Consider the following 12,429-nt stretch of genomic DNA (forward strand, 5'->3'; position numbering starts at 1 on the left):
CCACCATTCGCATTGAGCTGATTCACTTTGTGTCTTGCGATTGATAAGTTACGAGCAGAAGCTTGCTGACTGATAGGAAACAAAGACATAGCACGATTGTTAAACCAGATCAGGTTAAAGAAGTCATCTTCTTCTAGCTGGTCGAGCGCTTTTAACATGGCCGCTTTAGCCTGTTGTATCGAAGCACCCTGCATACTACCCGAAACATCCAGCACCAAAACCAGATTTCGATCTTGAGAGTCATCCTCAGCGAATTTCTCCTGGGGCGGCATCACCATCAATAAGCCGTACTGGTCTTCACCGCTGTCATCAGAACTTGGCTCGTGCAACACCGTCACAGTGGATTGCGATGCGGCCTCTGGTTGCCAGCTTATTAGAAAGTCTCTATTGGAAAGCTCTGCCTTCCCTGTTAGCACAATTTGGTATCTGCTTGAATCAATCTTGTTAATTCTCACTTGATGACTATTACTCTCTGGCGCATTGATAGGAATGCCAGCATCGATATCCAGCGTAACACTTAGCGGGTTGCCGGCTTTCTCTGCCAAGCGTCGATAATGGTTTTCTGGGAAGACAAAGCCCTTTTGCAGACTAGCGCGACTGCCCTCCTCGACTGTTGATGTATATGTAGGTGTTGAAACCATGGGGAAGCGCAAATCGTATTGCCCAGCTTTATAATCTAGCCATTGTTGATACTCGAACTCTACCGTGACACTTTCATTTGGCCCGATATTAGTGAGCTGAGTTCGAAATCGATTACTTCGACGATGCGATAAGAGGCTGGCCTTTTTTCCCTCTTTGCGAGCCTTGGCAAAGGTTTTAGCTGCCTGCTTTTTTTCCTGAACCTGTCCTTCGACCACTCTGTCACCAATATGCAATCTTAGTTGGTCAACTGCAGCGGTCTCGGGTAAGGGATAGCTATATTCGCCTTCCACCCATAAATCACTGGGGTTATAAAATTCTTGTTTAACGCTCACTCGAGATATCGGCCCCACGACCTGAATACTGACATGAGTCCTCAGCTGCAGAGCCGAGAAATCCTCTTGTTCTTGCTCTGTTAGCGCTTCTGCCTCTTGCCCTTCTATAGGGCTCAACCATAAAGAGCTGTAGCTTTTGCTAGCGTCATGCTCAGACGCCAAGACACTCTGGGATAACATCCAAAGATAAAAAACAAAACTCAAAGCACAAACTTCTGCCACGCTACGCCAGCCTCGGGTTCTAAAAATAGAGCATGAATTATCGAGATAGTGTTTATTCTCTAGAGCTCGCATATGACCTCCAACTAAGTAAAGTCCGTTGATCAAAAACATTATTCACGCCATAGCGACACATAAGGTCGCCATGGCATTTAGCTGCATTCAAATAAGAACTTTCACTGACTTAATTCTGCAAGTGACGTGCTTTCAATCACTTGCGAAGGTTCTATTGGCTCCTCTTTTGTTGAAATTATTTCTTGCGGGCTATCTTGGCCGAACTCGATTGCTACACGACGATCTAAAATTGCGTTGCCCTCATCACCTTCAGCCACATGAGCCATGCTTTCACCGACTGACTTAATCACAATGCGTTCTGCTGAGATACCTTGAGCGAGCAAAGCATCTTTCACGCCCTGAGCTCTCTCACGGGATAGTTCTTGGTTGAATATCGCTGGGCCACTTTGGTCGCTAAAGCCTGTCAAAGTTATCTGTAGATGAGGATAGCGCTGTAAGAACTCCGCCATACTGGAAATACGATCGCTAACATATGAGGGGACACGCGCTTGGCCTTTTTCAAAGTAGATCTCTTGGGTATAGGCACTCAAAAGATTCGACAAATCGCTCTGTTCTAAGGTTTGAACCTTGCTCGCCAACTCAGCTTGTAAGTCATTTAACTTTTCAGTTTGATGGTGATGACGACGCTTTAGCTCACCTAACTTAGCCCTGGTTGCTCTTAGCTTTTCCATCTCTGTGTTCAAGTCATTGGAGCTAGACGTCACTAAGTTCGCCTGTTCGTGCAACTGTTCCTGAGCCTCTTCAAGCGCCTCGTGCTGATCTTGCCCCCAACCAAAAGCACCACCTAAGCTAGCACCTATAGCAATACCCGGAGGGCCTGCAATAATGCCGCCTAAGACAGAGCCAATGCCCAGCCCCCAATAGGTTGACTCATTACTTTCTGCACTCGTTTGTTCTGCCAGTTCATTAGCAAAAGGCGCTGAACTCATACTAGCGAGCAATACCAGGCTGGCGATTTTCGATTTATTCATTATTTGCTTCATAGTGATCTCCACTTAATCTATTTAAGAAACGATATCTGGCACCTGAGTGCTTGCCGTATCGATGAGACTATTGAAACAATTTGCCGTATTTAGGTAATGGAGAGCTTATGAAGCGCTCTGGAAGAAAAAGGCGAGTAAAGGAGAGAAAGCTTAGCTTCGCTTTGACTCTCTGGATAAAGCAGGGCTGTCATGGAGAAGTTATGGAGATCGTCACTTCGTGGCGTAAAAATCATCCATTCTGCGTTATAGTAAGCACTCTGGTTTTATCTATAAGCCCTTTAGGAAAGCTGCAGAATGTCCTACCACATTGCGATCGTTGAAGATGATATCGACCAGCAACAAAATTACGCCGACTCATTGAAGCGCAAAGGCTTTAGCACAAGCTGCTACGACAATGTTGAGGATGCCTTAAACGGTATAAAGAATAATCCACCCGATATGGTATTACTCGATGTGGTACTGGGCGAAGATGAAGATGGAGGTTTTACCATCTGCCGACGCCTGATTGATGGCGGGAGTAAACTACCCGTTATATTCCTAAGTGAGCGTTCTGATGAAATTGACCAGGTGTTCGGTTTGCGCCTTGGCGCTTGGGACTATCAAACCAAGCCAATTTCGTTAGCACTGCTAGCTGAACGAATTAAAAGCCTACAGCGCATTCACCAAGCGCGCATAGAAACCATTGAGCCTTCAACCTCCAGCTCAAGCTCTGAACTATCGATTGATGAAGAAAAGTCTTATGTATCCTGGCATGGGCAATCTATTCCTTTAACGCTAACAGAGTTCCGTCTGTTTTATGCAATTTATCAAGCTGGCTCAGAAGGTATTGATTACCAAGCTTTGGCAGAAAGCACCATGCAGCGCCTCGTTACTAACGGTACCATTAACAGCCATATTAAAAATATCCGCAAAAAGTTTAATGCAACAAAGGTTGAGTTTAAGCATATTCGCAACAAACCGGGCTTCGGCTATCGCTGGGAACAAAGCTAATGCCTGGCTTCGGAATAAAAGCTCAAGTCGCGGTGCTCAGTTTGGCTATGTTAGCCATTCCACTCGTTGCTTATAATTATTGGCAACAGATCAAAGAAGCAAGTTTGAGTACTCAGGCCCATATTCAAGAGATTGAAGCCAAAGCCATCGCTACCAATTTACTCGCCACTCAAAAAGATATTCCCACCCTGCTTGCAGCGAACGAAAGCAGTGAGCTCCATAAGCACGCCTTGGCAGCACCGGTTTTACAGACATCATTGCGACTGGATGGCGAGCTAAGTGATTGGCCAGAAAAGCTGGTTGAATCATCTCGCCTTGCCTATGATAAGCGCTATAGACAAACCAATACGACAGATTCTCCTGAAGCGGCTTTTACCTTACAACTGGCTCAAACCCAGCATTACCTTTACGCAGCTATCGCCGTCACTGACGAACTAGTCAGTTATCGCCGCAACCACCTTCGGCTCGATTATAGTGATCATATTCGCTTAAGTTATCGCGCACCAGAAGGCCATATTGAACGCATCATTCTTCCTGCTGAACATGAAGGCCCCTTAGCGAGTTACTTCAGTAATCATGAATGGGAATACGGTATCGCACCCAGTACTGAGATCGAAAGTCACCAGACAGGCATTCAAGGCTTTTGGCGACGTTCTGAGTCAGGCTATGTTGTTGAATTTCGCCTTCCCCTAAGCCAATTAGATACCCAAGGAGCAGAACTGCATATTGCAGTTGTCGATGTCGACCAGCAGCCCTCCCTTGGTCCCAAGGCAATTATCTCGACACTACCGTCTGAGTTGGCAGGTCAATTTAACCCTCTAGAACTTCATGCAAGAGAGCTACAGCGAGTCATTGACCAGCTGAAGTCCAACTACGCGCATTTAGGCATCTACGACCGCCGGGGCCGCGAGTGGGCCTTTGCAGCAAGAGACAAAGGCGGCTTTGAACTTGATCAAGACTGCCTAAACAATGCCTTGAAGGGTAGCGTTCAGCAATACCAGCATATGAAAGGCGACGCTCCGGACTCCAGAATAACGACCTGTTACCCAATCATTAAGGATAATAAAGCCATAGGCCTAGTCGTCATCGATGAAGCTGCCAGCCATGTACTTGAACAACACAAAACCAGACTACAAGCTATTGCAATTAAAACCGGCGCTATCATTGCCCTGATCATCGCACTGATGTTTATCTATGCCCTCATTCTGGCCCAACGCATCACCAAATTAAGCCACAGTGCCCACAATGCTATTGACGGGCAAGGCCGAATCATCAGCACTGACAATATCTCTAGTAAAACAGCACCCGATGAATTGGGGGACTTGTCACGCAGCATCAGCAGCTTGCTTAAGCAGCAACAATCCTATACGCAGTTTTTAGAACGCATGCCACAAACACTTCGCCACGAGATTTCCAACCCACTTAACAAGCTCAGAACCTCGCTAGAGAACCTAATCGATGACAGGCCTGAACTAAAAGATAATACTTATGTTAAAAAACTCGATGCCGGGGTTGATCAAATAAGCAAGATCTCACAACAGCTCACTGAAGCGGCTAGCCTTGAAAATGCATTGCAAAATGAACATTTAGCAAGCCTGAACCTAAGCGAGTTTTTAGAAGATTACTGCTCATCCTGGGAGGGCCTACGAACCGAACAACCCAATAAAGTGGTGTGGGTGATGGCGGAAAGCTCTAGGCTCGAACAACTACTCGATAAACTTCTGGATAACGCCTTTGGTTTTTGTTCAGATGACGGCAAGGTATGCCTTCGCTTGATCGATAACGACTTAGAAACCTTGATTGAGGTCGAGAATGATGGGCCAACGATTACCGAAGGAAAAATGAATGAACTCTTTGCGCCAATGACTTCTACACGTTCGGAGGGTGGTGAAGTACATCTTGGGCTTGGGCTTCATGTCGCCAGAATCATTGCCGATCACCATCGAGCAACGCTCAAGGTCAGAAACCGTAAAGATGAAACAGGTGTCGTGTTCACCCTGATATTCAGAAAGCTATAGCTTTATAGTTACCTAAATAACTATAAAGCTAAGCGCAATGTCGAGCCGCCTCAAAAAGAGCTATCTATTTATTGAACTCAACGAGCACGACGACGCAGTGAAGCCGGCTTGAAATGACGTGAACTCGGTGCTTCGTCATCAAAAACTACCGCACGCTTCTCTTCTGAAGACAGACCGTTGGCACTATATCTTTGCGATCGTAAATCATGATAAACATTCACGCTCGCCGCTGTACCGGGAAGCTCATAATAGTTTTTCATTAGCGCCATACTCACACGCCATAGCTCATCATACTTATCATACTGATCAACCAATGAGATACCCCAGCTATCTTCATCAACATAGTACACTCGTTCTTTATAGACATGACGAACCCCCTTCTTTAGTTTCGCTTTCACCACGTGTACTCGATGCAACTCCCAGCGAATATACTCAGGGTTGAGGTGCCCCGCTAAAACCAGGTCTGCATACTCCACCCCTTCAGCGTCAACCTTATAATTATTATATGGGATAAAATATTCTTTCAAACCAACATACTCCCAGTTATAACGATCGGGAGCACCGTTATACATATCCGTATCGTCAGCAGTTCGTGTGTTATCTGATGATGCAATCGGTGAATCGTAAGCTAAGTTCGGTGCCCGCCTAACTCTGCGCTGACCAGAACTATAATCCCACACCTGACGCTCCTCTTTTATCTGATCAAGAGTTTCGTGCACTAACAAAGCGCCACCCGCTAAACGCGCGGGCGCTTTATTAAACGCAAGAAAGTAGAAAAGAATATTGTTTAGCTTCTTAAAACTCCCATTAGGTTTATGGAAATTGAATAATATTTCGTATTGCTTCGTAATCGGTGTGAATGCACCATTTCGCTGAACCGCCACTTCCGTTGCACTTTTGGTGAGAAAAACACCTCTCCAGCGCGTCAAATGGTTCCACATAACCTGTAAAGCCTTGTCATCACTGCTGCCATGCAAAATTGGAAATGGCACGCCACCAAAAGCATTTTCGAAGCCCTGGCCATTATCGAGAAGCTCTGAGGTAAGGGCATTCTTACGCGTATTCTTGCTGACCCACTCTGGCAAGGAGTGTGAGCGATGAGTAGGATAAACGTTTATTTTAAAAGTCTCTGGGTAAGTCTCAAACATTTTATACTGACCTGGAGTCAGCTTTTTCTTGTAGTCTTTGTAATTGCTCTGGTCGATCGAGAACTTAATTTCATCGTCGGCGAAGGGGTCGACATGAGGAAAACCGTTGCCCTTAAACCCATCTGGCACCTCGGTAATACCACCATCCCAAGCAGGAATTGTTTTGTATTGATTACTTTCTTTAACTGAGCCAAAAGGAGTCAAAGATACGCCTAATTCAGCTGCGGCCTCCGAAGAAACTTTTGCTTGCGCATTAAAGGACAGCATGGCTATAACAGTTAAACCTAAGAAAGATAAGGATTTTCCATTCATATTCTACACCTTACCTGCTTAATTTGAGGCTTTATAAATTACTTGAACAACGGCAATAGCGAAGCTTGATAAACTCAAAGCATACTAATGGAGCAAGCCGGAACTAATTAGTATAGGAAGGAAAACCTTATTTTCCCAACCCACTGTTTTAAACCTGAGTGAATATTTATATCAACACTAGTCTCTTTGACATTTATGCATCGCCTCTATCATCAAGTGACTAAATCTCTTCATCTACTTCAACATTCGTACTTGTTGAACTAAGATTATCTAATACCTTCACTTTCTACAAATCTTCATTATGAAAACAGCGGAGAATTTCCTATGTACCAAAATTTTGTATCTTCTTTTTTACTTGTTTGCGTTCTAGTATTCGGCTCGGGTTCAGTGCTTGCAGATAAACACGGTCGCTCACAGTGGGTAGACATCAGCAGTGACAAAAAACCATTTAACAAGAATTGTGACTACAAAGTTTGGGTTCTTGAAGACAAGGAGTGGGCTGAGACCTGGTACCTAGAAGCATTTGATAGTGAGAATGCTTTTTACACTATCAATCGCCAAAGCAGTATTTGGAGCGATAAAGATGACTTTTATGCACTTAACTACAAAGATAAAACAAAGTTTTTAACTGGCGAAAACTTTATTGAGGTGGTGCCATTCGCATTATGCTTGATGAAGTAAACTAATTATTCTTGGCTATCAAGGCTCGTTCTCAAAAGACTGCAAGCTTCTGAGAACGACCTAGCGTCTAGGGTTATGATAAGACTGTAGATAGATGGACGCTTCCTGAGAAGTCGTTTGTAGACCATTCTTTAAATGCTTTTGCTCCGAGCTTTACTGTATTCTTAGAAGGCGAGTTTGAGCAAGTCACCAAAGCTTGCGAGTAAACTTTACTCACCTCCTTTGCAGAAAAGCCCAGACTCTCTCGAAGCAGCTCCACAATAAGCATATGCCGCTGCTTTGACGACAAGCCATTCATCTTAACGACAAACTCTACTGCCCCAATAAAAAACAAACCAACTTCACTTCGGTTTTCTTGATCCTCAAATACTCGTTTCTCTCCAGCCCCTTGATGAACACTATTAATATGAAACTGAGCAAAATCAATTAATTGGGATGAGAACCCTACAGCGTTACCCTCTTCAGTTTCATGCCTGCTTAGCTGACTTGCACGGTACAGCGACGATACTCTATGTAAGAGCAATAGCATTAAAAAAGCCGCAAGTGCACTGGCCGTTAGTGCCAAATTATCGTACAACAGCCCATAATCTTGCGAGAAAGAGTTCTGTATACCAAGGTTCATCCATATATCATTCGTCATCAAATATTCCTAGTCGTTACAAACAAAGGGGCCTTAAATAAATTCCCGAGGATTGTAACAAGTAAAGGAATGACAAATTATCCCAAAGTGGTAACAACAGGTAACACTGAGGTAAAACCTTGTGAAATAGCCCATAAGACCTAAGGAAGCGGATTGATCATCGGCAAAATCCCTAGGTGTTTGGGCTTGGAGGGCTTATCCGATGCCTAGGGTTTCATTGACATCATCACGGATAGCACGATAGAGCTTAGCGTCCTTTTCCAGCTTTCTGAGGCTGTGAACGGGGAAGATTTCTCGTAATTTGCTATTGCCTTCCTCATCTTCAATCAGGAATGGCATGAGTTGTTCAACCAGTCGCAACATCACTTCAGGTGATACCGACGCCCCCGGCGAGGCACCTAGTAGCGTCCCGTAGGTTTTATCATCAGAGACAATAATCTCGGTGCCCATCTGCAAGTCACCATCTTTAATGATTTGCACTCGCTGACCTGCCGGACTAACCTGCCAGTTGAATTTACTACTTAAACCTGGCGCAAAGTCTTCTAGTTCCTTCAGCATCTTTTCCTTACAAACAAAGGTCTCGGAAATAAGGTACTTCATTAATGGAAAGTGCTCTCGCGCAACATTCAAAAAGTTAGGGATATCATGAAAGCGCATAGACTTTAAGTACTCAAGGAAACCTCGGCCTTTTTCCAGCACCGGCATAAAGGTCGCAAAAGGACCAAACAGCAAGTAATGCTTTCCGTTAGCAGCACGCAAATCCAGATGCGGAACCGACATGGGTGGTGCGCCGACTTTCGCTTTACCGTAAGTTTTTGCAGAGTAGTGTTTAGCGTCTTCTTCACTAATAGGCGCCATCAAGAAGCGACCACCAACAGGGAAGCCTGCAAATCGAGTTCTATCTGGTAAGTGGCTTAGTTTAAGAAGCGGGAATGCGCCTCCACCTGCGGCAACAAATAGCGTGTCGCCTTTAAAGCGCATTTTCTGATCGCCTTTTTGGGTTTCAACTAGCCATTGCTTAACCGGGTTTTTATGAACACGCGTAACATGCGTTCCGTAGTGAAATTCAACCCCTTCCTGCTTTGCCAAATAAGCAGCCATTTGCTCGGTGATCGACTCAAAATTAACATCTGTTCCCGTCGCAATCATGGTCGCAGCCATCTTTTCAGAAGTCGGTCGATTTTCCATGGTATAGGGGATCCATGATTTAATTTCATCATGATCTTCCGAATACTGCATATGCTCAAAATAGTGGTGCTGAGACATTTCTTCAAAACGCAATTTCAGCTCATTGATACTGTCTTCATGAACCAGGGTGCAGTGTTTTGTCGGAACGATAAAGCTTGTAGGGTCTTCGATAATCCCCTTCTTAACCAAATAAGCCCAAAACTGCTTGGCGATATTGAATTGACCGTGTATTGCGAGTGCCTTTTCGACTTCGATAATATCCTCATCGACCGGCGTATAGTTCAATTCACAATTTGCTTCATGGCCTGTTCCCGCGTTATTGAATACGCTGGAGTTGCTTTTGGCTGGCCCAGAAAGGCGCTCTATGATGGTTATTTTAAGCTTCGGGTTCAGTTCTTTCGCTAGGGTGGCAAAGGTAATTCCCATTATCCCTGCGCCGACAATTACTACATTCATATAATACTCTTGCTTGTAAGCGTGGTTTAAACTTGATACGAGGAGAAGAGTCAGATTTGGCTTGTTTGAGGGTCACCCAAAGTAATGCCAAGATGTTTTTATGATGAGACTACAACACCTGATTTGCCGGTTGAGCTCGATGATAACGAGTTACCGGATTTTACCGGGCGCTATTTTATACAAATATCTGGCCTTTTTCGAGTGATTTGTATCCAAGACATAAAGCACCACTGCTTAACCGAAGCTAAAAAATCATGTTATCTATCAATTAAACTTAAGAGAAAATTCACCTTAGCAACAATTGGCACTGCAGCACCGATAAGATTACTATATAAAAAACAATAAGAGAGTTATCCAAAATGAAAACCTACCAAAGCTTCAAAGAATTCTACCCTTACTACCTATCTGAACACAGCAACGCGACATGCAGGCGCTTGCACTTCCTCGGTACTGCACTCGTTATTTTACTGCTCGTTACACTTATTAGTACGCAAAATTGGTCACTGCTAATCGCTCTGCCACTAGTCGGTTATGGTTTCGCCTGGGTCGGACATTTCTTTTTTGAAAAGAACCGTCCGGCTACTTTTACATACCCGCTATGGAGTTTAATGGGTGACTTTGTGATGTTTAAGGATATGCTGCTCGGCAAAGTTAGCTGGTCTTAGTTGTGAGGGAACCACTGTCTGGTCACGCAACATTCGCATAGAGCAGCATGTTTAATTCCGAAGAAAAAGTCTTAGAGCTTGCTCCATTTTCGAGTAGTAAGGGTTCCATGTTAAACGGGCAAATAGTTTGTCTTCTTCGCTATAACCCCATGCTGAAAACCATACACTTTCACCCTCTTCGCATCGGCGCGTATTTGAGGGATTAAAGCTGTTTCCGCACATTCGTTTTTCTCCTTTTTTGCCGTAGTAAGGGTTGTCTGGAGCGAATAGTGGGCTCATATGTGAGCCAGAACTGATTCTCAGTTCCGGCAGTTTCATAGACTTAGTGATAATCTTATCGTCTTCAATAATAGACTCTCCATACCAAATGAAGCGATTTGATGCATGGGTGAAGTTTGAGTCAAAGTATCCTTTGATGGCATGAGGGTTAATGACACTGTCTGCCTCGCTCATCACAATCAGGGTTGGGACATTTGTTTGCTTTGATTCAAATAAGTCTCTGACATATTGTGCACTCTCAGAGTAAGCGATCGAAGCATTAATTGGCGAGGAGCGATATCGGGCTAGGTTATCTTCTTCTGCCTTCCAGCCCCAGTCCATAAATGTCGCAAAGATGGGAGCCAAACGCTCTACAAAAGGTGAAAATGTCTCAAAGCCCGGAGAAAACAGAAGCAAACCATCAACACCACCCTGCTCAATGGCATTGATAGTCACGAGGTTTGCACCGGTAGAAAAACCGCCTAGTAAAACCTTGTTGTACTGTTTTTTCAGCTGTAGAGCATAGTGGTCAACAATGTCTTGCCAATCTTCATAGTGAGAGAGCATTAAGTCCGAAGGCTTACTTCCGTGCCCAGGCAAAAGTAAAACGTGAACAGCATACCCTTCGCCGTGGAGCGATTTAGCAATATCAGAAAAAGAATAAGGCGAGTCTCCCAAGCCGTGAACCAGCAATACAGCTTTCTGTGTCGGCTCATTAGGCATCAACATAAACGGTGCGTTCATGTTGATCTCTTTTTGCTTGTTCTGTGAAATAAAACTTCGGTTATGCGATAACCATGCTCTAGACACCTCTATATAGCTTTCAAAGTCTCGCTGAATATAATTGTAATACTCAGCACTCTGATGCAAAGGCATTTTGCTGTCCGGCATACTCGCACAACCTTTAACAATCATCAGTGCTGTAAGCACCAAAGCAACGCGCGCTATTAAACGTAACATGATTCTCTCCTTCTGACTTACAGCATGCTGCCCGCTTCCATAGCGATCCATCACTGAGCCCACCATGACGTCGCCATACAATAAGTAAACTAATCAGTGCAGTTTACTTATTTAAATTGAAAAGTAAACTATGCAGTGTAAAAATGTACTTTATTGGTATTTAAGCTGTTGAGACTCAATGTGAACGTAATCTGTCAGACCTTAAGCGAAAAAAGCAAAAGCCGCAGTGAATTAAAGAGAGAGGCGATCATTGATGCCGCGAGAAAAGCCTTTAAGGAATATGGCGTAGATGCGACAAGCATGGATAAGCTAGCGGAAATTGCCCAGGTATCAAAGCGAACGGTCTACAATCACTTCGACTCTAAAGAAGCCTTGGTAATGTATTTGCTGAAAGATCTATGGGATCAGGCGATGGTGAAAATTGATGTTCATTATGATGCCGTCAGCCCCTTGGGTGAGCAGCTAACAGCATTACTAAAGCAAGAAGTGAATCTGGTGGGCGACAAAGAATATATCGATTTAGCACGCGTGGCGCTAGGGCACTTCCTGTTCCAGCCGGAGGCCCTACAAAAAGAACTTGAAAAGTTCGATGATGAAGACACCGCGCTGACGCTATGGTTAGAAAGCGCGTCTAAAGATAAGCGCCTAAATTTACATGACACAGAGCTAGCTTTCACACAGCTTCACAACCTAATAAAGGGAAGTTGCTTTTGGCCTCAAGTTGTTCAAATTGCGCCTGTTTTATCTGAACCTGAAAAACAAGCACTAGTGCGCGAAACCGTTGATATGTTTTTGGCTCGATATAAATAATGATAAATATTAATTGTAAAAGTCAGCGCTTGAGCTGAGCTATTAGAACACT

11 protein-coding genes are annotated in these 12,429 nt (G+C 44.2%); 5 read left to right on the forward strand and 6 right to left on the reverse strand.

Features of this window, described 5'->3' with window-relative positions; genetic code table 11:
* Window positions 1–1,268, reverse strand: a 1,268-nt coding sequence (locus tag A3729_RS29480) for a VIT domain-containing protein (protein WP_197476274.1), incomplete at its 3' end; no start/stop codon positions are given.
* Between the two features lie 101 nt (window positions 1,269–1,369).
* Window positions 1,370–2,251, reverse strand: a complete 882-nt coding sequence (locus A3729_RS29485; RefSeq protein WP_068554790.1) for an OmpA family protein — start codon at window positions 2,249–2,251, stop codon at window positions 1,370–1,372.
* Between the two features lie 294 nt (window positions 2,252–2,545).
* Between A3729_RS29485 and A3729_RS29490 the strand changes: the two genes are divergently transcribed.
* Window positions 2,546–3,241 (forward strand): response regulator transcription factor, encoded by a 696-nt coding sequence (locus A3729_RS29490; RefSeq protein ID WP_068506930.1) that lies wholly within the window; start codon window positions 2,546–2,548, stop codon window positions 3,239–3,241.
* On the forward strand, window positions 3,241–5,259 hold the full coding sequence (locus A3729_RS29495) for an ATP-binding protein (RefSeq protein ID WP_068506932.1): 2,019 nt from the start codon (window positions 3,241–3,243) through the stop codon (window positions 5,257–5,259). Before A3729_RS29490 ends, A3729_RS29495 begins: the two co-directional genes overlap by 1 nt.
* Window positions 5,260–5,336: 77 nt before the next feature.
* Here the strand turns inward: A3729_RS29495 and A3729_RS29500 are convergent, their stop codons facing one another.
* Complete coding sequence (locus A3729_RS29500) at window positions 5,337–6,719, reverse strand: DUF1329 domain-containing protein (protein ID WP_068506933.1); 1,383 nt, start codon at window positions 6,717–6,719, stop codon at window positions 5,337–5,339.
* Window positions 6,720–7,043: 324 nt separating this feature from the next.
* On the opposite strand from A3729_RS29500, the gene A3729_RS29505 reads away from it, so the two are divergent.
* Window positions 7,044–7,400: a hypothetical protein gene (locus A3729_RS29505; protein ID WP_068506937.1), complete on the forward strand. Its 357-nt coding sequence runs from the start codon at window positions 7,044–7,046 to the stop codon at window positions 7,398–7,400.
* Window positions 7,401–7,473: 73 nt separating this feature from the next.
* On the opposite strand, the gene A3729_RS29510 is transcribed toward A3729_RS29505, so the two are convergent.
* Window positions 7,474–8,040, reverse strand: coding sequence for a hypothetical protein (locus A3729_RS29510; RefSeq protein WP_068506939.1), 567 nt, complete (start codon window positions 8,038–8,040; stop codon window positions 7,474–7,476).
* 195 nt (window positions 8,041–8,235) lie between these two features.
* On the reverse strand, window positions 8,236–9,684 hold the full coding sequence (locus A3729_RS29515) for a malate:quinone oxidoreductase (RefSeq protein ID WP_068506940.1): 1,449 nt from the start codon (window positions 9,682–9,684) through the stop codon (window positions 8,236–8,238).
* 359 nt (window positions 9,685–10,043) lie between these two features.
* Here A3729_RS29515 and A3729_RS29520 point away from each other — a divergent pair, with 359 nt between their 5' ends.
* Window positions 10,044–10,349, forward strand: a complete 306-nt coding sequence (locus tag A3729_RS29520; protein WP_068506944.1) for a DUF962 domain-containing protein — start codon at window positions 10,044–10,046, stop codon at window positions 10,347–10,349.
* A 51-nt stretch (window positions 10,350–10,400) separates the two neighbouring features.
* On the opposite strand, the gene A3729_RS29525 is transcribed toward A3729_RS29520, so the two are convergent.
* Complete coding sequence (locus A3729_RS29525; RefSeq protein ID WP_068506966.1) at window positions 10,401–11,567, reverse strand: carboxylesterase; 1,167 nt, start codon at window positions 11,565–11,567, stop codon at window positions 10,401–10,403.
* 180 nt (window positions 11,568–11,747) lie between these two features.
* On the opposite strand from A3729_RS29525, the gene A3729_RS29530 reads away from it, so the two are divergent.
* Window positions 11,748–12,377, forward strand: coding sequence for a TetR/AcrR family transcriptional regulator (locus A3729_RS29530; RefSeq protein WP_231872302.1), 630 nt, complete (start codon window positions 11,748–11,750; stop codon window positions 12,375–12,377).
* The last annotated feature ends 52 nt before the right edge of the window (window positions 12,378–12,429 follow it).

The organism is Oleiphilus sp. HI0043, assembly GCF_001634935.1.